The organism is Calditrichota bacterium (assembly GCA_014359355.1).
In the GTDB taxonomy this organism is placed as follows: domain Bacteria; phylum Zhuqueibacterota; class Zhuqueibacteria; order JANLFK01; family Oleimicrobiaceae; genus Oleimicrobium.
In genome coordinates this window covers 1-24,792 of sequence record JACIZP010000293.1, presented here as the reverse complement: position 1 = coordinate 24,792, position 24,792 = coordinate 1, and the positions used below count along the sequence as shown (strand labels likewise).

Genomic DNA, 24,792 nt, shown 5'->3' with positions numbered 1-24,792 from the left:
CACGGGCAGCCCACGAAGAACGCGTGGCAGCTCCGCCAGTCCTTGGCTCCTCATGGATTATCACCGCAGGCAGCGTTCGTTATGATTGGTGGTTTTCCAGCCAGGGGCTCCAGAATGGCGATCTAAATTTACACATGTGCACACTCAGAATCAACGGGAATCGTGTCCCGTAGCTCGCCTCGTGAGGTCGGCATCGTGAGGGAAGGCAGAAGCTCGGCACCTTAGGAACCGCGCCAGGGAATGGAGGTGCTGGTCTCGGCAATATTCCCCTTGCAGAAGTGCCCGCTTTTTTCTAAATAGGTGCATCAGCGACGGAGGTGGCGCGGCGTTTTTGTCTTCATTCAGGCCAAATGACGGAGGGCAGTCGTGTCCGAGCGTGCGGAACAAACGTGGCGGGCTCCTGGCCAAGGCCGGGCGGTATTGGTGACTGGGTGTTCGACAGGGATCGGTCGTGCGGTTGCTCTCCACCTTGCCGCACGCGGATTCACCGTCTTGCCCACGGTCAGGCGGCAAGAGGATGCTGAGGACCTGAGCCGCAGCGGGCCGGGGATTTTCCCCATCTGCCCCTTGGATCTGACCAACCCGCGGCACGTGGCAGACGCCGGCCGGAAAGTGAGCGCAGTGCTTGAGCGGCTCCACCTCGGTGGCTTGTACGCAGTCGTGAACAATGCCGGCGGTGGGGCAATAGCCCCTTTGGAGTTACTGGATGTGTCCATCCTGCGCCGGGAGTTAGAGACCAGGGTGGTGGGCCCGCTGGCGCTCCTGCAGGCGCTGCTGCCAGCTCTCCGTGCCGCACAGGGGCGTGTGCTGTGGATTGTCACACCAGGGCTGCTTCCCATCCCTTTCGTGGGGAGCATCCACGTGTGCGACTTTGCCGTCAATTGCCTGGCGCGCACGCTGCGTTTGGAGTTGAGGCCCTGGAACGTTCCGGTGATTATGGTGCGCTGTGGCGGCATAAAGACACCCGCGGTCAGTCGCACCGCCCAGGAGCTGGAACAAAACCTGAAAGAGTGGCCGGCCGAACGTGCCCGGTTGTATACAGATGCCTTGCGGGTTGAGCTCCAGCAGCTCGCCAAGTTCGACCGCAAGCGGAGTGACCCGCAGGTGGTGGCCGCGACGGTCCTCAGAGCGCTCACCGCGAAGCGCCCGCGTTCGCGCTACACGGTGGGCTACATGGCCCGGGCAGCAGTCATGGCGGAGCTTCTGCCCCAGGCGGTGGTGGACAAAGTCATGGCATGGCGCGGCTAAGGCTGCCTTCGTTCGCACTTGGGAGGATATTGACCAGCATGAGGGCGACAGAGGCATGATACGAGACTGGTTCGTGGACCTGAATCCTGTGGCGCAGGCCCTGGTGGCTACCTGCGGCACGTGGTTTGTGACGGCCATGGGCGCAGGCGTGGTCTTGGTGGTGCGAGGGGTGAACCAGAAGATTTTGGACACCATGCTCGGCTTTGCCGCCGGGGTGATGATTGCCGCCAGCTTCTGGTCGCTGCTCGCGCCGGCTATCGAGATGGCTGCCGAGCAAGGAGGACCGGCATGGCTTCCGGCTGCCATAGGCTTTCTCCTGGGCGCAGGCTTTCTTTGGGTGGTGGATACCATTTTGCCCCACCTACACAGTGGCTATCCCGTGGAGGAAGCAGAGGGGTTGAAAACTGCTTGGCAACGAAGTGTCCTTCTCGTGTTGGCGATCACGCTCCACAACATCCCCGAGGGGCTTGCCGTGGGCGTGGCTTTTGGAGCCGCCGGCCAGGGCTCCGCTGCGGGTCTTGCCAGCGCGGTCGCCTTGGCACTGGGCATCGGTTTGCAAAACTTTCCAGAGGGGACGGCCGTTTCCGCCCCCTTGCGCCGAGAGGGCATGAGCGCCGGGCGGAGCTTCTTTTGGGGGCAACTTTCGGGAGCGGTTGAACCCGTTGCAGGAGTGCTCGGAGCCGTGGCAGTCCTGGCGGTAAAATCGCTGCTCCCTTATGCCCTGGCCTTTGCCGCCGGAGCCATGATCTACGTGGTTGTTGAAGAACTTATCCCTGAGTCACAGTTGGGCAAACACACCCATTTGGCCACGGGTGGATTGGTGGTCGGCTTTGTCGCAATGATGGTGCTGGACGTGGCGCTGGGCTGAGAGCGAGTTGCTCGTTGCGGAGTCGTGAGGAATCAGCGGCAGTGCGAGTCTTCTGGAGGCGCCAGGTGGGCAGTGCAGGCCTTCTGGCGGGATAGTTCACAGCCCCCAGCCGCCGGCGACTTCGATCACGGTGCCGGTGACGTAGGAGGTCGCTGGCGAAGCCAGGAACAACACCGCGTCGGCCACTTCATCGGCGGTCGCCAAGCGACCGGCGGGGATGCGGGAGGCGAGCTCTCTTGCCTCAGCTTCGGATACCTGGGGCCCAAGGACGAAGCCCGGCGCAACCATGTTGACGGTAATGCCATGCCCAGCCTCCTGTTTGGCCAGGGAACGCGTGAGGGACAGGAGAGCGGCCTTGGCGACGGCATGGGCGCCGATCTGCGCAAAACCATGTCCAGCTTCCAATCCGGCCAGACCAAGGTTCACGATACGCCCGTACCCGCGGCGACGCATGCTTGGCAGTACTGCCTTGCACAACAGAAAGGCGCTCGTCACATTGGTGTCCAGCATCTCTTGCCATTCCGTCGCGGTGGTCTCCGCCAACGGCTTTTTCAAGAAGTGGCCCACTACGTTGACCAGAATGTCCAGGCGGCCGAGCCGTCTTTCGACCTCTCCCGCCAGCGCGAGGGTTTGACGCTCGCTGGTGACGTCTGCCTGCAAGGTAAGGGCGCGACGCCCCAGGCGATGGACCTCCTCCGCCAGGTCTTCGGCATTCCTCTCGTTTGCGAAGTAACCGATAGCCACATCGGCGCCGGACTGGGCTAGGCTCATGGTCACGGCACTGCCGATGCACCCCGTGGCGCCGGCGATCAAGGCTACTTGGCCGTCGAGTCGGAGGTTCATCTGCGGAGCGTTGTATGGTGGCGGGGAGTGGGAAACATCGTCTTTATGGAGCCCAGCAGCACGCGGCGCCTATCACCAGAACGCTACTCTTGCCGCAGTTGCTCTTCATTCAGCAGCTGTGCCGACATGATGTGGCGGTCGAACCACGCAAGTGCACGCTCCACCCAGTCGACTACGTGTGCCGGCTCGGTGCTCAGGCTGTGGCCCTCCCTGGGATAAAGTACGAGCTCAACGCTCTTGCCAAGAGCGGTGAGCGCATCTCGCATGTCGATGGCCTCCTGAAAGTGGACCTCGGCGTCCTCCATCCCGTGCAGCAAAAGGAGCGGCGTCTCGATGAACTTGGCGTAGAAACCTGGCGAACGTTCAATGTACGGCTTGCTTTCCTGCCAGTAGTTGGTGCCTAAATAAGTTTTACCCCATGCTGCCTGCGCTGGGCTGGTGCAATGGCTCAACAAGTTGAACACACCTCCTATGGACACGGCGGCACGGAAGCGGTCCGTCTGAGTGGTGGCCCAATTGACTATGTAGCCCCCATAGCCGATGCCCAGGATGCCCATGCGCACGAAATCGCCGATGCCGATGTCGTCCAGGTACATCACCGCAGCCATGAGGTCGCGGTAGTCGCCGCCGCCGATGTCCAGACGGGAGGCCTTCCCGAACCTGTCGGTGTAGCCAGCGCTTCCCCTGGGATTGGGTGCTGCCACCAGGTAGCCACGGTTGGCAAAGACCTGGAATAGCAATTCCTGGCGAAGGGTATTCACAAAACGCTGGTGGGGTCCGTCGTGCACGAAAAGGAGAACTGGGCAGCGGATGCCGGGAACATATCCCACTGGGTAGACCACCACCATCTCCAGCTCGTACCCTTCATTCTGATAGCGGATTACTGTCTGGTTGCCGAGAGAGAAAGGGGCAAGTTGTGCCGAGTAGTCAGTGAGTTTCTGGAGTTTGCCCTTGCGGTGCACGAAAACCTCGGGCAGGGTACGGCTGTCTTCCCGCAGGTAGGCGTAGGTCTGGCCATCTGTCGCTACGCTCAAGCTGCTCACCGCGCCGTTGCCTCTCACTACCTCCGCGATGCGCCGTGTGGCCGGAAACACCTGGTAAAGATAGGTGTTGGTCGCGGCCGCGACGGTCACGTAGACGGACTTGCCATCACTGGCCCACACCGGGTCGCCCACTGCCAAGTCGAGGCGTCCGGTGAGAATCGCCGTTCTGCCGGTGAGGAGGTCGATGACTGCCAATTCTGCCTGGCTGCAGAGCGGGTCCGGTCCGGACTTGGTGAGACAGGCCAGCGAGAGGCCGTCCGGAGAAAAGCGCGGCGCTGCCGCTGGCCCAGGTAGACTGGTCAGACTGCGTGCTTCGCCGGTCTCTATGTCCCGCAGGTGCAGATTGCCCCACGGAGCGGTCGTGCCTTCATCTTCGGTGCAATAGGCTATCTGCGTGCCATCTGGCGAGAGGTCAAAGTCGATGACGCGCACCCCCAAGGCCATCACCCGACGCCGCTCGCCTCCCGGCCAAGTGACCACCCACAACTCATCTTCTGGCGCGACGGCGGGCCATACGAGCGGATCACTTGCGGACGCGGCAGGAGAGGAGGATGGCCGGGCCACATAGTAGAGGCAGTCGCCGGTGGGTGTCCAACGATAAGCAACTACTTGCTCTCCACCGCTCATGAGCGAGGCCTCGCCACCGTCTGCAGCAATGACCCACAGACGTACAATGCGACCCGAGGAGGTGTTTGCCCCAGGGTACGAGCGGTCAGACAAGAAGGCCAGGAAACTGCCGTCCGGCGACCAGGAGGGGGCTCCGTCGCGGCCGTCGCCGGTGGTGAGCTGGCGCGGCTCTTCCTGCCCATCGCCAATCAGCCAGAGATGAGAGAGAAACCTTTGTCGCACAAAATCGGCCTCTCTCAGCAGGTACACCAAGCGTGTGCCGTCAGGGGAGAGGGCTACTTGTTCGGGGTAGCGCAGGGAGACGGCATCCTGTGCCGTCAGCGGCTTCTGCCCCCATGCAGGCCCTGCTATGTGCGGCGCCCACGCTGCGAGCCAGATAACTGCCACCCCGACCACTCTCATGTTCATGCCTCCTTCTTGTGCTGACGCAAAGGCAACACAATCCGCATCGTTGTTCCCACCCCGACTTTGGTCTCTTTGATGAAGAGCTTGCCGTGATGATACTCCTCCACGATGCGCTTGGCAAGGTTCAGCCCGAGTCCCCAGCCGCGCCTCTTAGTGCTAAACCCCGGCTTGAAAATAGCCCGCCTGTGGCGAGGCGGGATCCCTTTGCCATCGTCCTTGACGTCGATGTAGACAGCATCGCCTCTGTCGGTGAGACCCAGAGAGATCCGAACCGTGCCGCCGCTCTCTTGCAGGGCATCGAGGGCATTTTTCACCAAGTTCTCCACCGCCCATTCCAGCAGGTCGCGATTAACCGCAACGGGCGGCACCTCTGCCGAGTCCACGACAATGTGGGTCTTGTTTCCCATCTGAGGCAGGCGACGGCGCAGGTAGCTGGCGACGTCGGCCACGATGTCCTCGACTGCCTGCGGTTTCAACTCCTGGCGGGCACCGATTTGGGAAAAGCGCGCCGCCACCTTTTCCAGCCGCTGCACGTCTCTGCTCATCTCGGCTGCTGTACGTTGCACCTCCTCAGGGCTGGTGCTCTGGCTGATCAAGTCCAGCCAGCCCATCAATGAAGAGATCGGTGTGCCGAGCTGGTGTGCAGTCTCCTTGGCCATCCCCACCCAGAGGAAGCGCTGCTCACTTCGCTTGATGGAGCTATAGCCCACAAAGGCCACCAGTACCACCAATCCCACCACAGCAATCTCCACGTAGGGCAGGTAGCGCAGCTGGGTGATGAGCCGTGAGTCCCCGTAGTAAATGTACCCCAGATCCTGTCCCTGGGCGCGAATGACAATGGGCTTGTTTTCGCGCGCCATGGTGCGCACCATCTTCCTCACCTTGGCAAGGGCGGCTGGTGAGCGATCGCTATCGTCCACCCCCACATTTTTCCAGTACTGCGGCTCATGGTTCACGTCGGTCTGGATGGCCGGAAAGTTGATGCGCATGATGACTTCTTCGAAAAAGAAGTTCATCAGTTCACTGCTGTGCTCGTCGTTTTCCGCGCCAATGATTTTCTCATAGGTATTTGCCCAGAGAGTGACGATCTGCCTGGCATCGGCGCGGAGCCTGTCGACCAGTTGCTGGGTGTACAGCAACAGCACCACCACTGCCGCGGCGACCAAGACGAAGAGCAAACCCTTGAAGGGACCCGTGCGCGTGTAGATGCTGTTGACCATGGCTTCAACTTTCGTTACTTGGCAGGAGGCGCCCCGGCGCGCCGGCGCTGCAGGTAGGGCGGAACGGTACTGTAGGCCACTACCCCCAGGGCCAAGAGCAAGCCCACAACGCTCACTGTCAGCCCAAGGCGGAACGAAGCGGGCCTGAAGGCGAAGTGGATGCTGTGGTGCCCAGGCTGCAGGAAGAGCCCTCGCAGAATGTAGTTGGTCTTGTAGATGGGCACCGCGCGACCGTTGTCATACGCCTTCCATCCTGCGGGGTAAAAGACCTCGCTCACTACCAGCAGCGTCGGGGACGCAACCTCGGCCTCGAGCTGGATGTCGTGGATATCGTACGAGGTGACGCGCACGCGATTCTCCCCGGCAGGTGCAATGGTAAAAGGCGGCTGCTGCTCGATGACCGCCATGCGATGTGGGTCAAACTTGCCGCTCTTCATGAACTCGAAGATGCGATTTCTGCCGGAGACGACCACCACGCTGTCGACAAAAAAGGCGCGCGGCAGGGCCCCGGTGTTGAGGTACACCCCGGGCATGTCGTCCAGAACCTTGCGGAATTGCTCATCGCGCAGGTCGTAGTAGGAGACCACATACTTGACGTTGAGCATGTCCAGGAAGGCGCGGTCCGTGACGATGCGCTGCGGCGAAATGGTGCCCGGTGGCACCGGCTGCAGCATTGGCCTGCCCTGGTGGGAGATCAAACGCCAATACTTGGCAAAAAGCGCCGGGATGCCAGGGAAGGTGCGCTGGTCAAGGCCGCTCTCCTCTATGAACTCCTGGTAAATGCGCAGCTTGGCCGCATGGTAGCCATACACACTCTGGATCTTATGGTACATGTACCAGTTTGGCGTGCGATTGTCAGGTGCCGCATAGATGCGGAAAGGCTCTCGGTCGCTCTGCAGGAACTTCACTGCTTCGTTCTTTGCAAAGTAGGCCTTTTCGTCATCCCTGGGCCTAGGTTTGATGATCCGCGCGTCCACCAGGTAGAGGTCTACCAAAGCGACAACAATGACAACCGTTGCCAGCAATACGCTCCCCACCTGGCGCCGCAGGTAGAAATGCACCATGCACGCGCTCACTGCGGTGAAAAGCAGAGCGAGGAACGCATCGAGCAGTGCCCGGTTGTAGGCCTGTGCACGAACATCCACCGTTAGTTCCCGTGGCGAGCTCCCTGCCAGGGAGATATACAAACCCTTCCCCACGAGCAAGAACAGGAAAACGACGCCGACCACCCCCAGAAACACTGCGCTGTAAGTGGAGACCGCTCGCGCACGCCGGGCCGGGGCCTTATCCTGGTTGAGCATGAGCACCTCATGCAGGCCGATGCCGGCAAGCAGCAACATGGCAATGTCCAGGACGATGTGGATCATGCTCGGCACGCGGAAGCTACTGAAAAAGGGCAGGAGGAGGAACATGGGCTTGTAGAGAATGGGAAAGTGCTGGCCAAACGAGACCAGCAACGATAGCAGGGCCACCACAGCAAGGAAGATTGTATTCCGGTCTCGTCGCAGCCCCAGGGCCATCCCTGCAAAGAAAAGGACCACCACGCCGAAATAGAGCGGGTAGTCGGTGAAGGGCATCTTGCCCCAATAGGTCTCACCGCCGAAGCCCAGGAACGACGGCACGACAAAGGTGATCATCTCCAGAGGGGAAAATGACCAGGCCGTGGCGTAGTCATAGTCGAGCGCTCCCTCTGCGCCGCCACGGATGGAATAGTGCGAGTACTCGTACACGGGCAGGGTCAGTACCGCCGAGAGCATGACGCCCAAGATACCAGCCGCTGCCAGCAGGGCTGCACTCTGCCAAATCGGTTTCCATCCCCGGCGCTCTCGCAGAGCGATGAGGCTCCGGTAGACGAAGAACAGGACGATGAGAAGGGCTGTATAGTACGACACTTGCAGGTGGGCCCTGAGCAGCTGAAAACCGATGGCCAACCCCAGGAGGGCAGCATAGAGAGGCCGACGCCTGGTGACCACCAGCTCGGTGAGGTAAAGGATGAGCGGGATCAGCACCAGCGTGAGAAACTTTGTATTGTGGCCGAAAGCGGTGAAGGCGACGTACTGCGGCACAAACACCACAGCCAGGCCTGCGAAAATGGCCGCGAGCGGGTGCACCTTCCAATGGCGCAAGAGCAAGAAGATGAGGCTCCCGAAGAGCACATAGTTCACCAGAATGAAGACGAACGGAGGGAGCTGGAGCAATCCGAGCACAGACTTCACCAACGAGTCGATGGGGTTCACGCGGGGTGCACTGAGCAGGCTGCCGTAGGAAGGCATGCCGCTGAAGATATACGGCGTCCACAGCGGGAATATGCCGCGCTTTAGCGCATCTTTCACAAAAGGCGCGGTGGCGTCGGCCGTCAGTTTGTCCGGCGGCAGGAGCGTCTTCCCGAAAAAGAGAATCTGGCCGTACACAACGCAGAGTAGCACGACCATGACCGCCACCAGCCACAGCAGCGGCCGCTGCTTGCCAACTGAAGCTTGAGCTTCTGGGGCAGTCTGCACCGGTTTCTTCTTGGCCATCACTGTACCTCGTTTGACGTTCGAGCGCCGTAGCGCAAGAGATGATGCTGCGCACGGTGCTGGTTGAGGATCACCTATTGGAGCGCTATCCCCAACGCGCGAAGCTGTTCTACCAGCTCATCGCGGCCCTGATAGACGAACGCGGCCATGCCCACCGAGCGAGCAGCGAGCACATTGGGTTCAAGGTCGTCGATGAACACCGCCTCAGCGGGAGCACAGCCAGCCCGAGCCAAGGCGAGCGAGAATATCTCCGGGTCTGGTTTGGCCAGGTGCTCGCGGAACGAGAGCACGGCGGGCTGCATGCCAGCCACCGCCTCGATGTGCCCGGCAATCCACTCGTAGTGCGCCACGTTGGTATTGCTGATGACGCCGACCTGGAGGCGACCATCCAACTGGGTGATGAGCTGGACGACATCCTGCTTAGGGGTGAAGATGTCGCTGAAGACGCGCACGAATTGCTCCTCGTCCATCTTGAGTCTGAGGGCCTGCAGCGCCCAGCGGGCGTAGTCTCTGGTGGTGGTCAGACCGAGCTCGTATTTCTTCGTCTCCGGCGACTCAAGCATGAGTTGCTCAATCTCCGCAGGTTCATACGGACTGAACTTTGCCAGCCGCTGCACCGCTTGATCGAAGTGGACGTTGACCACTACTCCCCCAAGGTCAAAGAAGATGGTCTTGATCATCCCTCCACCGCTGGCAGAAAGTCATTCAGCTTCTGTTCTGAGCAATGCTCGCGGCCAAAGTTACAAAAGGGGCGGCGAAAAGTCAAGGGAAACGTCCAGGGTCGAGGTTTTTCGCGGTGGTGTGCCAATGGTCGACGGTCATGCGGAGGATCCCCATGGTCCTCCATGTCGATGCCACCAGTGCCCCACCCCTGGAGCCTCGCACGCCGGCGTGCTGTTGGGGCATCCGCGGCACACCGGCGACGCATCGAAAGCCCACTGCCCAAACGCCCGGCATGCGTCCCCTACAGGCCATCTATGAAAAGCTCAGGGGCCACACAGTCTGTACTCACCGTCGGCTTGCCGGCGCTCATGGACTCTTTCGAACCAAGCGCTGGCCCACGGCTATGCACGAAAAACGCCACAGGGCTTCGTCGCCGGTTGGCCTCCGTGGCACTCTGGGAACGCCACGCGAGGCCCTTCAATGAGTGGCTTCCCGTGTTGCTGTCTTGCTCGCCGGATGTAAGGACAGCAGGTCTCAAAGGATGCTCTACCGCCTCACCAGGAGTTCCGCCCAGTCAGCATGGTCATAGTCGATGCCGTCGCCGCCATCGGCCACGTGCAGGCGCAGGGTGTGCACGCCGCGAACTGAGACTTCCATCCTCGCCGGCGGCTGACCGCCGCGCATGAGGCTGCTGCGCCAGAGCAACCGGTCGTCGCCGAATACCGCAAAGACCACAGAACCGCGCCCCTTGGGCACCTCGTCATCCACACCAACCCAGCCGTGCAGCGTGCTGAAGGAGCCGCCGAGGCGAAAGACGACATCGGATTCGGCGTGCGTGCCGATCCCTTTGGCAAATCTTCGGCCGGCGATGCTAAGGTTTCTCCCTTCCACACTGGCGTCCATTTGCACGGCTTCCCAGCCGGAAGAGGCGCGAAGGGGCCGAGCCTCTGAGAGCCACACCTGCTCTGGAACCGCGAGAACGCCCTCGAGGTCGATGCTCGCCTCTTCGCTACGTGTGCCGTCCTGCCAGACGGTTGCCACCGAGACAGCGTTTGTCGCCCTCAGGTCCAGGTTCCGCAGCTCCACGCGCGCGAGGGGCGTGTAGCCGAGGAGCTCACCGTTCACAGAGACAAGGTACCCGCAGTTCAGGCTGTAAACAGGATTCCAGCTCACCTCCGCGCAATCGAGTCCTGTCTGCCTGGCGCGCAATTGCCGTGGGCTCTCTACCGGGTAGGAATAGCACGTTGCTGGCTCAAATGCCACCTGCCAACGCACCTGCTGCGAGGCTGGGCTGGTGAAAGAACAGGTTGCCCACCCCTGGTGGTTGCGCACTTCCATTGTTGTGTTGCCCGCCTTTGCCTCCTTGATGCGGAAGGTGCGCCCGCTCCTGGGGAAAGCAAAGCGGAGCTCGTAACGGTCGCCCGCAACCACCTCACTCTTCCCGGAGTAGACAAGCCTCGATGAGTCGTATGACAGTTCGTGCAGGTCGACCCATCCCTGGGTGATGTGGCGATTGGTCGAGATGAGTTGCGGGTGTTCCGCTGCCGGGACCAGGGTGAGCACACGGCATGATGCTGGATCAAGGTGAACGAAAATCCCCTTCTCCCAGCAGCCCACGTACTCCTCCGCCCAGAAGTCGTACACGTGCATCGAGCCGTCCTCCGGCAGGCCGAGCTCGGCCCAGGAAAGGTAGAGGCAGACCGGGTTGCGCTCGTCGTAGTTGAAAAGACCTACCACGTCGTACTGCCTCCCCAAATGGTTCACTTTGAGGTCCCAAATCGGCTTGTTGGTCTGGGAGGGAAAAAGGTCCAGAGGACGGATGTCGACTGCCGGGAAGACGCGCTTGAGTATCTCCACCCGCTCTGGCGGGAGGTCCGGCATACGGTCGCTGGCCATGAGTGCCTGTCCGGTCAAGCCCTGGAGCGTCGCCCAGGCGCGCGCCATGTCCAGGGTGAGTGGCGGACGGAGGAGCATCACGTCCGGGTCGCAGTACCAGGCGATGTTGTGCAGGAAATACCAGCGCATCGTGGCCTGTACGGCGGTCAGGAAGCCGCGCCAGTCGCAGACCACATCGCCCCCGGTGCGCGAGCCGTTCATGATGCCCACCCCAGCCAGCGGTATGCCCCAACAGCCGAGCAGGTAGGTGTCCGGACCGATAGCCTGGCGGATGGTGCGCAGTGTCTGGCGGTAGAGTTCCTCAGGTGCGCCCGCCGTCGGATTCTTCATGAACTGCTGCTTCCTGCGGTACTCGTCGATGACGATCGGCTGCCCATCGATCTTGAAGTAGGTGTACCCCCATTTCCGCAGTGTGGTAAAGAGATTCTCCAAATACGCGTGTCCCTTTGGCGTGGAGGGATCAACCAGGTACTTGCCCTCCCAGGTATCGGAAGCACTGCTGCCGTCGGGCTTCAGCAGGAATGCCCCGGACTCCTTGACGACCTCCGCGTTGCTCTGGCCGTGCGGCGCCAGCCAAAGGCCGGGCTCCAAGCCTTGTTTCTTGATGAACGAGGCGAGCCCATCCATACCTCCGGGGAACCGCTTGTCGATGGTGGTCCAGTCGCGGTTTTCGCCCATGCCGTGGCCGGTGCCCTGCCAGCCATCGTCGATCTGGCAGTAGCGCGCGCCAAAAGGCTTGAGGTGCGTGCCCAACCAGGCGGCGTTTTCCCGCACTTCCTCGGCGTTGATCTCCTGGTAGTAGAAGTACCACGAGCACCACCCCGAGGGCGGCAGCGGGAAGCGGCTCTTGTCCGACGGCTGGTAGTGAGTGATGCCGTGCCGTTGGCGGAAATAGTCTTTGATTTCCGTGCCATCTCTGAGCCGTACCACATCCTCCTCGGGGTAGAAAATGCCGTCAGCAAGGGGTGTCTCCACGGCCCCTAAGGTCATCACGAAGAGCTCCGGGTTGGCATTGTCGGCCGTGCGACATGGCACCGGCCTGGGCCATGTGAGCTCGGCCCTATTTGTTGGATTGCGCCGCGAGCACGAGAGAGCAACCAGGCCAATAAGGCCCAAAGCAAGCGACAAGTACCTGAGCATGATCTCCTCCTGGTTAGCCGACGAAACTCAGCACTTCAGGGCACCACTGGTCATCCCCCTAATGAAAGCCTTGGTCGTGAGCGCGAACAGCACCAGCAAGGGGAGAGAGGCGATGACATAGCCTGCAAAGAGCGCCGGGTACTGGCACCCATAGAGCGATGTGTTGTAGGCCAGCAGGCCCACTGGGAGCACAAACTTGCGCGCGTCGTTGAGTGTGACAAAGGGCCACATGAACTCGTTCCACGTCCAGAGCAGATTCATGATGGCCACCACGCTCAGCATCGGCCGCGACAAAGGTAGCACCACATGCCAGAAGATGTACAACTCGCTTGAACCGTCCACCGTGGCCGCGTCAAAAAGGTCACGGGGAATGGCCTCGAAGCAGGAGCGCAACAGGAAGATGGCAAAGACCTGTCCCCCGCTCACATACGGCAGAATGAGCGCCAGATGGGAGTTGAGTAGCCCCAATTGGCGAACGACCATGAAGGCCGGCACCAAGGTGAGCACCGACGGAACCATGAGGACCGCAATCAGAGCCAAGAACAGAGCATTCCGGCCGGGAAATGTGAAGCGAGCAAACACGTAGGCGGTGATGGACGACAGCATCAGCACCCCGGCTACAGAGGCCCCGCTCACCAAAATGCTGTTGAGAAGATACGGCCTGACTGTTTGCCATCCGTTCAGATAGTTTGCCCAATGTATCGGCGAGGCAAGCCCCCAGAAGTCGCGATAGAACTGCGGGATGCTCTTGAACGAGGTTAAGATCATTACGGCGAAAGGCAAGAAGGTAAAGGCCACGGCCCCCAGAAGCACCACGTGAGCCGGCATCTGCCCCGCGGCAAAGAGGCCTCGTGTGCCAGAACGCCGCGTCCTCACGCGATCTCCTCCTGTTTCATGAAGCGCAAGTTGAGCACCGTGAGCCCCAACATCGCCAGGAAGAGCACCACCCCAATGCTGCAGGCGTAGCCCATCTCGTTGAACGAGAAGCCGCACAAGTACATCCACAGACCAGGCACCATCGTCGTGTAGCCCGGTCCGCCGCGGGTGAGGATGAGGAAAAGCTCATAGCCTTGCATGGTGCCGATCATCGTCAGCACCACGATTACCCGCATTTGCCCCAGGAGCAGCGGCAGCTCGATGCGCCAGAAGCGACGCCACCAACCAGCTCCTTCCAACCGCGCAGATTCTAACACCGAATCGGGGATGTTAAGCAGGCCCGCGTAGAAGACCAGCAGGGCAAACCCGGAGACAAAGGGGAACCCCACGCCAATCAGCGCTCCAAGGGCCGCTTGCGGGTTACTGAGCCATCCTTTGATGAAGTTGTTGAGCCCCAATGCCTGCAGCAGTGCTGCCAGGAGCCCACCGTCTGCATAGACAAACTGCCACAGCAAAGTGACCACCATGGCCGGCACCACCATTGGCACCACAAAGAGCACACGGTAGAAATAGCGCCAAGCTTCGCGGCGTAAGTGGAAGATCAACACCGCCACTGCCAGCGGCACGGCAAGCTTGATAGTAAGGTTGGCCCCAATAACCAGCGCGAGGTTCGCGAAGGCCTTCCACATGACGGCGTCGTGCATGAGGCGGGCGAAGTTGCTGAGCCCGGTGTATTCCTCAACGCCGCCGGGGTCCCACCGATAGAAACTGTGGAAAAAAGCGCTGACGATCGGCCAGTAGTTGAACACGGCGAGCAGCGCAAAGCTCGGCAACAGCGCCAAATAGATACCCCGAGGAGCCCGTCGTGTCATGGCGCCCTCCTTGCCGAGAGCAGGCGGGTTTCTACCTCAGGCGACCACTCAGGGAGCCCCTTAGGCTCTGGCCAGCCGTTCTCGGCGATCAGGCGTTCGGCTGTTTCGCGGAAATAGCGACCCATCTCCTGCATCAGCCCATCCAGGCTGATGCCGTCCTGCAAGTAGAGCTCGATCATGCGCTGGTGGTGGTCGGTAAAGCGATGGCCAAGGGAGTAGTTCCATTTCGTGGTGCAATAGCGCCTGGTGACGATTTCCGCGAAAGGGGCCAACGCCGGAGGGAGTGGTGCGCCCACGATGTGTGGCACAAAGAGCCCCGCCTCGTTCACCACGCGGGCGTTATTCTCCGGTGTGGTCAGGAACATGAGAAAGTCAATCACCAAGTCCAGCTCACGGTCGTCGATGGCGCGCCGGGTCACGTGGAATTGCATTCCCGCCCCGCCGATGACGCACTGGTCCACGCCACAGCAATACGGGGAGTGGTCCCTGTCAATGGGCGGCGGGTAGAAGACACCCCAGCGGAAGTTGACCATTGGGTCGAGCAGCAGGCGACGCACGAACCAGGAGCCGTTCCAGAACATTGCCGCCTTTTGGGTGAGAAACAGGCGAGCGCCGTCGGTGGTGGCGAGGTCACGCTGCCAATAGGTCCGCCATTCCCGCAGCAGGCGCCAGACCTCGCGAAAGCGAGGGTTGTCCGGGGCAAACCACCCCTTCTTCATCAACCAGCACAACTCCTCCGGCATGAGGTAGCCCTGGTAGTATGCTTCTTCCAGCGGCGATGCCTTCTTGTAGTCGATTACGTCCAACAGCTCGAAGTAGCACTGGTCAAACATGAGGTCTTGGGCCCAGTCGTAGTGCATGTACGTGGCAATGACCATGGGGATGTAGCCGGCCGACGCGAGCGTCTCTTGGAGAGTGAGAAACTCCGGCCAGGTGCGTGGCAGCTTGAGGTTGAGACGGGCGAACATGTCCTGGTTGTAGAAGATACCGGTCTCTACCAGGTCGTAGACCACGCAGTAGAGTTTGCCATCCGGTGCGCGTTTGGCCTCGGTGAGTGGGCGCATGGCGAAGAGGTCGCGCCAATGTTCGTTGCCTGGCACATAGGGATTGGGGCGGTCAAGGTAAGGGTCCAGTGCCACCCACCAGCCTTTGTTCTGCTCAATGTCGGGCCATACTGCCTCAGTATTGAGCTGAACGATTTCGGGGGCCACGCCGCCGAGGAGCTGCGTCCGCACCCACTCTCCCTCTGAACCTCCCAGCAACATGAGCTGCGTGAGGAATTCGATGGTTACCTCAGGGTGCAAACGTTCGTATTCGTCTGCCAGCTCCCGTAATGCGCGCAGAGGCGGCCCCACCGCCTGTGGCCGGGCGCCAGGGCGATACTCTCCCGCCGCCACCTGGATGAGGTGGGGTCTTCCCGGGTTCAGGGAGCGTCCGTACAGGGGCGGTTCCTTCCACCGCCAATCTCCGCCGGGGTTGTCCGGGCGATTGGTGCTGCACCCACCTGCGAGAAAGGTGCTGATGAGCAAGTGGCATATACCTGCCAGGCTGGCACTTCTCACGCCACATGCTCCCTTCGCATGTTCGGCGCCGCTCTCCCTTGCTGGCGCATCCGGAGCGCAAGCGTCACATGACCGCCGCGGGGAGAGTTCAGTTCTGGCCCTAATTTAGAAACTTTGCTGTCTTAGTCAAGCAAGAAAACATTGAACAGCTCGGCAGAAAACGGTTGCATTCGTCAGTCAAGATGCATAACTTTGCCAGGCGCGACGGAGCGAAGAACGGAGACGATGCAAGGAGGAGAGGCATGAAGCGTATCGGCGTGAGCATCCTGTTGGTGGTAATGACCTTTGCGGCTTGTACGAGACCTCGCACGGAGAAACTGCAACCCAATACTGCCGCCTATGCGTTGGCGAGCGACCTGAGCAAGTCCCTGCCCTTCCTCGATCCGAACAAGAACCGCACCTTGGTCAAGACGCGCTATTTCCGGGTGACTACTGCAGACGTGATGCAGTATCTGGTCAACAAAATGGGCGATAGCGCCGGGAGTCTGCGTACCATGCAGCTGGAGCGGGTTAAGGAGACCGTCATGCGCACCGCCGAGTCTTTGGCTGAACAGCGTCTGCTGCTCCGCGCCGCACAAAGGGAAGGCATCTCTGTGACGCCGTCTCAGGTGGACAGCGTGCTACAGTCCCAGTATGAGCGCTTCGGGGGTGCAGAGCAATACGCCTTGCTCCTGCAGCGCTCCGGCGTGAGCCTCGACTTTCTGCGGAACGACGCCCACAACTCGCTCTTGGTGGCTCGCTATCTGGACCGCGTCTTGGCACCAATCATCACGCCCACGGAGGAGGAAATCCGCCAGGCGTACGAGGAAGAGCGCTATGCAACGATCCGCCACATCCTTTTCCTGACTGAGGGACACGTGGAAGAAGAAAAGCCGGAGATCCGAGCCAGGGCGGAGGCAATTTTGGCACGTGCCCGCGCAGGCGAGGACATGGCGGAGTTGGCCCGTCTCTACTCTGAGGACGATGAAACCAAGGACAAAGGGGGGGTGGTGGTGGACGTGCCCCGGGGGGAGATGCTTGAGCCACTTGACCAAGCGGCGTTCTCGCTTCCCATAGGGGAGGTTAGCGGCCTGATCGAAGTGCCCTACGGCTATCACATCCTGCAAGTGGTCGAGCGGAAGAAGGACCCGCGTCCCTTGGAAGAGATGCGCCCGGCGCTGGTGAGCGAGTGCAAGGCCAGGAAGCGGGTGCCAGCCTACCAGCAGCTGATGACTAAGCTGCACAAGGAAGCGCGTTGGCGCGTGGCCAAAGTGTGATTGTGTTCCACAGATAGGAAGACGTGCCAGTCTTGGCTTTCGCCGGGCCGCGGGCGACCGCCGCAGAGTAGCCATAGCGACATCGGCATGCGCTGGCCGGCTTCGAGGGTGCATCCACGGTTCGCTGCCGGCTTGCGACGCCCCTTAGCAGAAAGGCACGCCCGCAGGAGGGCGTGCCTTTCTGTTCGCGCCGGATCCAAGTCTGAGGAACGGCCGACCTGCTCAGGCCACCATTGTCTTGACCACTTCCACAGCGGAAGCGGCATCTGGGGCGTAGCCGTCAGCGCCAATCTCGTCGGCGTAGCTCTGGGTAACCGGCGCCCCGCCGATTATCACCTTGAAGCGGTCTCTGGCCCCATGTTCTTGCAAGGCGGCAATCACGCTCTTCATGTTTACCATGGTGGTGGTCAGCAGGGCCGAGAGGCCGATGACTTGAGCCTGTCGTTCTTCTGCCGTTGCGACGAATTTGTCCGGGCTCACATCCACCCCAAGGTCGATGACCTCAAAGCCGGCGCCTTCGAGCATCATACCTACTAGGTTCTTGCCAATATCGTGCAAGTCGCCCTTTACCGTTCCCAGCACGCAGCGACCAATGGGTTTGACGCCCGTCTCCACAAGTTTCGGTCTGAGGATGGCCATGGCTCCCTTCATCGCCCTGGCGGCGATCAGCACCTCAGGCACGTAGAACTCGTTGTTCTTGAATTTCTCCCCCACTACGTTCATGCCAGCGATCAAGCCCTTGTTAAGGATTTCGGCAGGAGGAATCCCCTCCGCGAGTGCCTGACTCGTCAGCCGCTCGGCATCGGCCAGCTTGCCGCGAATGATGCTTTCGCTCAGTTCTTGCAATACCTTCATGACGTGGGTCCTTTCAACTCGTTACCGCTTCGTTGACGTCCGTTGCCTCAAATCCAGCTCGCCTATTGCTCACAGTGAAGCCAAGGTACGTTGCAACCATTCAGCACTTTGCCGGGATTTCTCCAAGAGTGGTTCGCAGTGGGTCTCCAAGGTGACGTGGTGCAGGGCGCGATCGCGCGCCAGCTCCTTCAATTGCCCGGTGTAGTCGATTTCCCCTTGGCCAACGGCCACCGCCTTTGGCCCCTCTGGCGTGGTCACATAGTCCTTGATGTGCATGTTGATCACCCAATCGCGAATGGCACGGTAGCCGTCGGGATAGGGCCGTTCGCCGCCGGTAAAGGAGTTGCCCGGGTCCCAGTTGGCCATGAGGTGGGGGGAGTTGATGGCTTGCAGTACACGGGCGGTCCCGCTGCCGGTATCACACCAGAAGCCTGGTTCGTTTTCCACCGCCAAGACGAAGCCGTGTTCCTCGGCACGTCGCGTGAGTTGGCCGAAGAGGTCCAGCACCTGTTGGTAGCCATCTTCGTCGCCTGCCGCGCGCATGATACCGAAGGTAATGATGAGATTGGTGCCTACCCGCTCGGCCAGAGCCATCGAGTCGTCGAATACCTTGCCGATTTCCCGCTGCAGGCCTTCCCGGTCGTGCAGGGTCAGCTTGAACATGCCAGGCGACACGGCAGTGATGTTGATGCCGCGTTCCTTCTTCATGGCTAAGATGGTCTGCAAGTCCGCCTCGCTGATGCACGGCACCCGCCCACTGCGCACACAGCGGAGCTCATAATCCTCGATACCCCAACTTAGCCCATGGGATACCGCCTCCTTGAAGTCCAGGCTGATTTCGTCCGAGACAATGCCGAGTTTCATCCTTCTCTCAGTCAGGGTTCGTCAGCTCATCGCAATTGTGGTTTGAAAAATACAAAAAAAATTTCCCCTCGTCAACCGAAAGTTCCCCCCGTCTGTTTGCTTTCCGCAGATCCTGCGGATGTGCTCGAGGTCAAGGCTTCTGCCTATGGCGGCGCATCCGTCCAGCGGTCCGAAGTCGGCCGAGCGGCGAAGCCGGCCGAACAGCCAGCGCAGGGGGTGATGTTGCGCGGAAGTCTGCGTGCCGTTTAGGCCGTTTGTGCTCGCTGCAAGCTGGTGCTGGCAGGAGTGGCTTGCTCAGGTGCTCTCTCCGGCACTTCCGGATTCTGGAAGGCACCAGAGGCCCATTCGACAGAAGACACTGCTGCGCAAAGCGGCAGGAATTCTGTCTGAAACTTTCCTATGCAGGGTTCATCTAAGAAGTGACTTTCGACCGAGCCCAGGGCTAAGCGCATCGTGGCCAAACGGGCCGGGACCGCAGGGCCTCGGCTGAGGGATCTGTAGTTGGCGGGTTGCCAGGGGCGCGTGGATGCGACGAGCTTGGGCTCGCACCTGGTTATCAGGACCATCGGGAAAAACAGTACAAAGAGGCACACGGAGGGATACATGAGAAAGACTGTTGCCGCACGCGGGGTTGCCGTGATGGCGTTGGTGCTCTTGACGCTGGGGCTGCCGGGAGGGTCAGGGCAGGCGCAGCAGCGGAGGACCAAGGCCTACGACTTTGCCCTCAAGGATCTCGACGGCAAAGTTCACCGCCTCTCGGATTATCGCGGCAAGGTGGTGATTGTGGACTTTTGGGACACTTGGTGTCCCCCTTGCCGCAAGGAAATCCCTGAGTTCGTGGAACTGCACAAAGCCTACGGCGACAAGGGGTTTGCGATGATTGGCGTGGCCGGAGGCCGCTACGGTGTGGAGGCGGTGCGCTCTTTTGTCCGCCAGAACCGGGTGCCATATGTGAACCTCCTTGCCAGTGACGAGGTGTACAAAGGCTTCGGACCCATCGACGCGATCCCGACGACCTTTGTGATTGACCAACAGGGATACGTGTACCAGAAGTACGTTGGCTACACGCCCAGGGAAGTGTTCGAGCGAGACATCAAGAAGCTTCTTGCTCGAACGCAATCCGGGAAGGACGAGCGGTGAACAAACCTCAGAAGACAACTCCGCTTGTGGACGGGGACACGTCAATCGAAGACCTGGTGAGTCGCTATCCGCGCTCGGTGCGCTTTCTCATGGAGAAGGGCATCAAGTGCCTGGCCTGCGGCGAGCCAATATGGGGCACGGTGGCCAGCAGCGCCCGCGCCAAAGGGTTTTCTGAGGTGCAGATTCAGGCTCTGGTTCAGGAACTGAACAAGTTCATCAGCGAAGGGTGAAGTATGCGGGCAGTGGTCAGACAGGTACAAGGACTCAGCTTCATGGGCAAGGCGGATTCGAACCATTGGGTGGCGATGGACGCTTCCCAGAAGGTCGGGGGCAGCGACGCCGGCTCGCGACCGATGGAGCTCGTGCTCATGGCCTTAGCAGGGTGCACCGGCATGGACGTGGCCTCGATTCTCGAGAAGATGCGCGTGAAACTCGACGACTTTTGGATGGAATTGGAAGCCGATCAATCTGCTGAGCATCCCAAGGTCTTCACCGCTATCCACCTCAAGTACGTGTTTGTGGGCGACGATGTGCCTCGCGAAGCCGTGGATCGGGCCATCGAGCTGTCGCAGAGCACCTACTGCTCTGTGTCTGCCATGCTGCGCAAGGCGTGCGACATATCGACCGAAGTGGAGATTCGACAATCGAACAAGAACAGGAGGTAGCAGATGGGAAAGACTGTAGAGCTGACCGACAGTAACTTTGCAGCTGAGGTGACCGATTACAAGGGACTCGTGCTGGTGGATTTTTGGGCCGAGTGGTGTGGTCCCTGCCGCATGGTGGGGCCGGTGGTGGAGAAGATTGCCGAGGATTATGCAGGCCGGCTCAAGGTGGGAAAACTCAATGTTGACCTCCACGGCAGGGCGGCCTTGAGCTACGGGGTTACGGGCATTCCGACTCTAATTCTGTTCAAAGATGGACAGGTGGTTGACAAGATCGTCGGTGCCGTGCCGGAAAAAGAGTTGAAGAAGATGGTGGATCGCCACCTCGCGCCTCTTGCTCATTGAAGCGAGCACAGGCTACCATGCGCCTTTGCCGCAGAGTTCCGATTTTGCGCTTGCATTTCTGATTGCTTTTGCTTACCTTGCAGGCGGCAATCAGATCGGACCTTGCGGTGAAGGCGTATGGTTTTGGTGCAGGAAAGCGAAGCGGAGCTCATTGAGCGGGCAAAAGCCGGCGACCGTGTTGCGCAGGCGGCAATCGTCAGAAGGTACGAGCAGATGGTCTACAACGTGGCTCTCCGTCTGACTGGGAACGCCGATGAAGCAGAGGGGGTGATGCAGGAGACCTTCCTCAAAGTGCTGGAGGCGTTGCCCACCTTTCGCGGTGACGCGCAGTTGGGCACCTGGATCTACCGCATCGCGACCAACTACGCGCTCATGCAGCTCCGCAAACGCAAGGTGGCGACCTATTCTTTGGAGGAGTACAACCTCGACGAGAGTCGTGACCTCGCCTCGTTCAATCGCTCGCTGGGGGACAACCCAGAGGCGTTGGTGCTCAATTCCGAACTGCGCGAGGTGATGGAAAAGGCCATCGAGGCGTTGCCTCCCAAGTACAAGACGGCGTTTGTGCTCAAGGATATGGAAGGATTGTCTCTGCAACAGATCGCCGAAATGCTCAATTTGAACGTGGCCACGGTCAAGACTCACATCCATCGGGCACGACTCTTTCTGCGCGATCGCTTGGCTGACTATGTGGAGCGAAGGAAGAAGTGAGCGGCAACTGTCTCAACAAATTGGAGGATATCTGCGCAGCGCTGGACGAGGAGATAGACTCCGAGCGCTGCCAAATCATCAAGAGGCATCTGGCCGCCTGCCCCCACTGTTGCGCCGTAGTCGACTCCATCCGTAAGACGGTGCGCCTTTTTCAGTGCCTGCCCAAGGCCGATGTGCCGGAGGAAGTGGACCTTCGCCTTTGGCGAGTCTTGAACCTGGAGAAGCCGCAGGGATGAGGACAACCCTGGGGCATGTGCACCTCAGGGCAATGTGCCTTTCTGACCCTTCCACAGGGGAAAGCCTCTCCTTATCACCCGGCCCCTCTCAAGGCCACAAAATCGGCAGCGCACGACGCCCCCCTGGTTGGTGGTACATCTCGTCTCGCTGCCCATTGCTCCCAAGCGCCGCAAGAAAGTTGCGTTCTCCCTCAGCCGGTGTAGTTAAGCCCTCCGTTGTCGCTCTTTCCATACGCTCGGGTCGATTTCAATCACCCGCCGTTCCCAACGTAGTTTGCCCTGGCGCTGCAGCCTGCGCAATACCCGGGAAAGGGTCTCCGGTGTAGCACCAATTGCCGCCGCGACGGTTTTCTTGGGAATCGGCGAGACCACCCGCGTGCTGCACCCAAACTGCTCTTCCAAGAAGCACCAGAGGCGCTCCTCTACATCTGCCGCCGAGCGCTGCGCCATCTGCTCGGTCAGGAAACGGAGCTTCTTGAGGAGGTTGCCGATGAACTCGTTCCGAAAACGTTCTTGCTCCAACAAACAGTGAAACTGTACCTTGGGCAGGAGGTAGACAGTGCTTTCCCGCAAGGCCACCGCACTCGCCGGGTACCGCTCCTGTTCGAAGAGGATGGCCTCCGCGAACATCTCGCCAGGTTTGACTACCTTGATCACCACCTCACGTCCGTCAGGAGCGGTCTTGTAAAGCTGGACGGCGCCGCTGGCAAGAATGTAGAGCGAGTAGGCCTTGTCCCCCTCCAAGAAAAGGACCTGCCCCTTGTGCACCTTCTTAGGAAGGCAGATCTGCCCGATGGCGCGAATGCTTTCCGCGGAGAAGTGCCGAAAAAGACCGATACGGGTGAGCATCTGCTCGGGGTCCATCTCTCCTCCAGTGCCCAGGCCGTGAAAGAAAGTCGCATTCTCTTGACCAAAGTCAAGGAATTCGTGCTGCTCGGGTCGTAAATTTAGCACAGCAAAAGCAAAAATGCCATGCAAAAGTGGAGAGATACCGTGAAGCGCAAGATCATCACCATCGACGAGGACAAGTGCACTGGCTGCGGCCTGTGCATCCCCAACTGTCCGGAAGGGGCGCTGCAGATCATCGACGGGAAGGCGCGTCTGGTGAGCGACCTTTTCTGCGATGGTCTCGGAGCCTGCATCGGTCATTGTCCGGAGGGGGCGATTACCGTGGTCGAGCGAGAAGCAGGGGAGTACGACGAGCGCGCGGTCATGGCCACCATCGTGGCCAAGGGGCCCGCCACCGTCAAGGCGCATCTCAAGCACCTGGCAGACCATGGCCAAGAGGAGTATCTGCACACGGCCCTTGCTTATCTGAGGGAGCATGACCTGCCCATCCCGGCTGATGTGGCGCTGGCGACGCAGCCACCGGCTGGCTGCCCGGGATCCCGTCCCCTGGGTTTTGCGCCCAGTGCCGAGGAAGCTCCTGGTGGACCCCAGCCTTCGCGACTCAAGCAATGGCCTGTGCAGCTGCACCTCATCGCGCCGCGTACCCCCCATTTCCAGAGCAGCGATTTTCTCCTGGTGGCGGACTGTGTGGCCTACGCGATGGGCGATTTCCACCGCCAGTACTTGCGCGGACGCACCCTCGCCATCGCCTGCCCCAAGTTGGACGAGGGACAGGAGATCTACTTGGAGAAACTACGCGTGCTCATCGACGAGGCGAAGATCAAGTCCCTGACGGTGATGGTCATGCAGGTGCCGTGCTGCAGTGGCCTGGTGCGCCTAGCGCTGCGTGCAGCTGAGGAAGCGCGACGGAAGATCGAGGTTAACTACATCGTGGTCGGCCTGCGGGGCGAAGTGCTGCAACAGGACAAATTGGCCCCGGGTACCTTGCAACGCCGCGCCGCCGGATGAGGAGGAAGGCAATGAGCTCTCTGCAACATGAAGTGCCAGAATGGCCCGCTGATCTGACGGGCCTGGTGCAGTACCAGCCTGCAGCCATCGTGAGCAGGGCCATAGTGCAGGCCGCAGGTGGATCGGTGACCCTGTTTGCTTTTGATGAGGGGCAACATCTGAGCGAGCACACCGCTCCCTTTGATGCATTGGTGCACGTGTTGGAGGGTGCGGCGAGGGTCGTCATCAGTGGAGTTGCTCACCGGGTGGAGGCTGGACAGGCCATCCTCATGCCGGCCAACAAGCCGCATGCCGTCCAGGCCCAGCAGCGCTTCAAGATGGTGCTGACGATGATAAGGTCTTGACCGGCAGACAGCCATGGAAACACGAGATCGCAAGAAGACGAGTGACGAACAACCTGCCCGCCCATTTCTTTGATGCAGCGACGCGCGGCGCCCTCCGCCCTGGAAACGGGCAGAGAAGAGGGGCAGGCGGCATAGCGAAGCTATACCCGTGGCGGGCACGGTAATGAGCGGAGAAAAGGATGAAACCCACAGAATCGCTCATCGAGGAACATCGGCTGATCCTCACGGTGCTGGAAGCGGCAGAGCGGGAAGCAACGCGCATCGAAGCGACTGCCCAGGTCGACCACTCCCGTCTCGAGCAGCTGCTGGATTTCTTCCGCAGCTTTGCCGACGCATGCCACCATCGTAAGGAGGAAGAGCATCTTTTCAAGCTCCTGGAGCGGAAACCACCGTTGCGCGCGCCTGTGACGGTGATGCTGCAGGAACATGAGATGGGCAGGGGGTTCCTGCGCAGGGTCCAGGAAGGCCTGGTGGCCTGGGCGCAGGGAGATCCTGCGGGCGCCGTGCAGGTGGTGGAGGGCTTTCGGAGCTACGCGGAGCTCTTACGGGCGCACATTGACAAGGAAAACCAGGTGCTGTTTCCCATGGCCGACAGGGTTCTTACCCGGGCGGAGCAGGCGCAGCTTGTCTCTGCGTTCGAGCGAGTGGAGAAAGATGAGATCGGCGAAGGGGTGCACGAGAAGTACCACCGCATGGCGCATGAGCTGGCCGAGCGTAAGCCCTGAACGAAAGCGCGCCTGCGG

General features: G+C 60.5%; 24 protein-coding genes. 12 read left to right on the top strand and 12 right to left on the bottom strand.

What is annotated here, in order from left to right:
* Positions 1-366: 366 nt before the first annotated feature.
* Positions 367-1,248: an SDR family NAD(P)-dependent oxidoreductase gene (locus H5U38_12620; protein MBC7187869.1), complete on the top strand. Its 882-nt coding sequence runs from the start codon at positions 367-369 to the stop codon at positions 1,246-1,248.
* A gap of 55 nt (positions 1,249-1,303) precedes the next feature.
* The gene (locus H5U38_12615; GenBank protein ID MBC7187868.1) at positions 1,304-2,116 is read left to right on the top strand and encodes a ZIP family metal transporter; all 813 of its coding nucleotides are present in this window, start codon (positions 1,304-1,306) and stop codon (positions 2,114-2,116) included.
* Positions 2,117-2,212: 96 nt separating this feature from the next.
* Here H5U38_12615 and H5U38_12610 read toward each other — a convergent pair whose 3' ends face one another.
* The 9 genes from H5U38_12610 to H5U38_12570 form a co-directional block, all read right to left on the bottom strand.
* Complete coding sequence (locus H5U38_12610; protein MBC7187867.1) at positions 2,213-2,959, bottom strand: SDR family oxidoreductase; 747 nt, start codon at positions 2,957-2,959, stop codon at positions 2,213-2,215.
* 83 nt (positions 2,960-3,042) lie between these two features.
* Positions 3,043-5,031 carry a S9 family peptidase gene (locus tag H5U38_12605; GenBank protein ID MBC7187866.1) on the bottom strand — a complete coding sequence of 663 codons (1,989 nt, stop codon included), beginning with the start codon at positions 5,029-5,031 and terminating at the stop codon, positions 3,043-3,045.
* 2 nt (positions 5,032-5,033) lie between these two features.
* Entirely contained in the window at positions 5,034-6,254 is a 1,221-nt protein-coding gene (locus H5U38_12600) for a HAMP domain-containing histidine kinase (protein ID MBC7187865.1), read from the bottom strand.
* A 14-nt stretch (positions 6,255-6,268) separates the two neighbouring features.
* Positions 6,269-8,773 (bottom strand): YfhO family protein, encoded by a 2,505-nt coding sequence (locus H5U38_12595; GenBank protein ID MBC7187864.1) that lies wholly within the window; start codon positions 8,771-8,773, stop codon positions 6,269-6,271.
* A 74-nt stretch (positions 8,774-8,847) separates the two neighbouring features.
* On the bottom strand, positions 8,848-9,453 hold the full coding sequence (locus H5U38_12590) for an HAD family phosphatase (GenBank protein ID MBC7187863.1): 606 nt from the start codon (positions 9,451-9,453) through the stop codon (positions 8,848-8,850).
* 529 nt (positions 9,454-9,982) lie between these two features.
* Positions 9,983-12,472 (bottom strand): NPCBM/NEW2 domain-containing protein, encoded by a 2,490-nt coding sequence (locus H5U38_12585; protein MBC7187862.1) that lies wholly within the window; start codon positions 12,470-12,472, stop codon positions 9,983-9,985.
* Positions 12,473-12,499: 27 nt separating this feature from the next.
* On the bottom strand, positions 12,500-13,348 hold the full coding sequence (locus H5U38_12580) for a carbohydrate ABC transporter permease (protein MBC7187861.1): 849 nt from the start codon (positions 13,346-13,348) through the stop codon (positions 12,500-12,502).
* Positions 13,345-14,220 carry a sugar ABC transporter permease gene (locus H5U38_12575; protein MBC7187860.1) on the bottom strand — a complete coding sequence of 292 codons (876 nt, stop codon included), beginning with the start codon at positions 14,218-14,220 and terminating at the stop codon, positions 13,345-13,347. Before H5U38_12575 ends, H5U38_12580 begins: the two co-directional genes overlap by 4 nt.
* Positions 14,217-15,782, bottom strand: coding sequence for a carbohydrate ABC transporter substrate-binding protein (locus tag H5U38_12570; GenBank protein ID MBC7187859.1), 1,566 nt, complete (start codon positions 15,780-15,782; stop codon positions 14,217-14,219). The genes H5U38_12575 and H5U38_12570 overlap by 4 nt, the downstream gene beginning before the upstream one ends.
* Positions 15,783-16,024: 242 nt before the next feature.
* Here H5U38_12570 and H5U38_12565 point away from each other — a divergent pair, with 242 nt between their 5' ends.
* Positions 16,025-17,038 carry a peptidylprolyl isomerase gene (locus H5U38_12565; GenBank protein ID MBC7187858.1) on the top strand — a complete coding sequence of 338 codons (1,014 nt, stop codon included), beginning with the start codon at positions 16,025-16,027 and terminating at the stop codon, positions 17,036-17,038.
* Between the two features lie 222 nt (positions 17,039-17,260).
* Here the strand turns inward: H5U38_12565 and H5U38_12560 are convergent, their stop codons facing one another.
* Positions 17,261-17,893, bottom strand: coding sequence for a corrinoid protein (locus H5U38_12560; GenBank protein ID MBC7187857.1), 633 nt, complete (start codon positions 17,891-17,893; stop codon positions 17,261-17,263).
* A gap of 69 nt (positions 17,894-17,962) precedes the next feature.
* The gene (locus H5U38_12555) at positions 17,963-18,757 is read right to left on the bottom strand and encodes a sugar phosphate isomerase/epimerase (protein ID MBC7187856.1); all 795 of its coding nucleotides are present in this window, start codon (positions 18,755-18,757) and stop codon (positions 17,963-17,965) included.
* A gap of 603 nt (positions 18,758-19,360) precedes the next feature.
* On the opposite strand from H5U38_12555, the gene H5U38_12550 reads away from it, so the two are divergent.
* From H5U38_12550 to H5U38_12525, 6 genes are all read left to right on the top strand, one after another.
* A complete protein-coding gene (locus H5U38_12550) occupies positions 19,361-19,897 on the top strand; it encodes a TlpA family protein disulfide reductase (GenBank protein MBC7187855.1) in 537 nt (178 codons plus the stop codon).
* Between the two features lie 26 nt (positions 19,898-19,923).
* On the top strand, positions 19,924-20,127 hold the full coding sequence (locus H5U38_12545; GenBank protein MBC7187854.1) for a DUF1858 domain-containing protein: 204 nt from the start codon (positions 19,924-19,926) through the stop codon (positions 20,125-20,127).
* A 3-nt stretch (positions 20,128-20,130) separates the two neighbouring features.
* Positions 20,131-20,562, top strand: a complete 432-nt coding sequence (locus H5U38_12540) for an OsmC family protein (GenBank protein ID MBC7187853.1) — start codon at positions 20,131-20,133, stop codon at positions 20,560-20,562.
* Positions 20,563-20,565: 3 nt separating this feature from the next.
* Positions 20,566-20,904, top strand: a complete 339-nt coding sequence (trxA, locus tag H5U38_12535; GenBank protein MBC7187852.1) for a thioredoxin — start codon at positions 20,566-20,568, stop codon at positions 20,902-20,904.
* A 117-nt stretch (positions 20,905-21,021) separates the two neighbouring features.
* On the top strand, positions 21,022-21,612 hold the full coding sequence (locus tag H5U38_12530; protein MBC7187851.1) for a sigma-70 family RNA polymerase sigma factor: 591 nt from the start codon (positions 21,022-21,024) through the stop codon (positions 21,610-21,612).
* Positions 21,609-21,848, top strand: coding sequence for a hypothetical protein (locus H5U38_12525; GenBank protein MBC7187850.1), 240 nt, complete (start codon positions 21,609-21,611; stop codon positions 21,846-21,848). The genes H5U38_12530 and H5U38_12525 overlap by 4 nt, the downstream gene beginning before the upstream one ends.
* Before the next feature lie 204 nt (positions 21,849-22,052).
* Here the strand turns inward: H5U38_12525 and H5U38_12520 are convergent, their stop codons facing one another.
* Positions 22,053-22,712, bottom strand: coding sequence for a Crp/Fnr family transcriptional regulator (locus H5U38_12520; GenBank protein ID MBC7187849.1), 660 nt, complete (start codon positions 22,710-22,712; stop codon positions 22,053-22,055).
* 129 nt (positions 22,713-22,841) lie between these two features.
* On the opposite strand from H5U38_12520, the gene H5U38_12515 reads away from it, so the two are divergent.
* The 3 genes from H5U38_12515 to H5U38_12505 all read left to right on the top strand — a co-directional run bounded on the left by H5U38_12515 (position 22,842) and on the right by H5U38_12505 (position 24,774).
* Entirely contained in the window at positions 22,842-23,705 is an 864-nt protein-coding gene (locus tag H5U38_12515) for a 4Fe-4S binding protein (protein MBC7187848.1), read from the top strand.
* A gap of 11 nt (positions 23,706-23,716) precedes the next feature.
* Entirely contained in the window at positions 23,717-24,049 is a 333-nt protein-coding gene (locus tag H5U38_12510) for a cupin domain-containing protein (protein MBC7187847.1), read from the top strand.
* A 179-nt stretch (positions 24,050-24,228) separates the two neighbouring features.
* On the top strand, positions 24,229-24,774 hold the full coding sequence (locus tag H5U38_12505) for a hemerythrin domain-containing protein (GenBank protein ID MBC7187846.1): 546 nt from the start codon (positions 24,229-24,231) through the stop codon (positions 24,772-24,774).
* Positions 24,775-24,792: the final 18 nt, after the last annotated feature.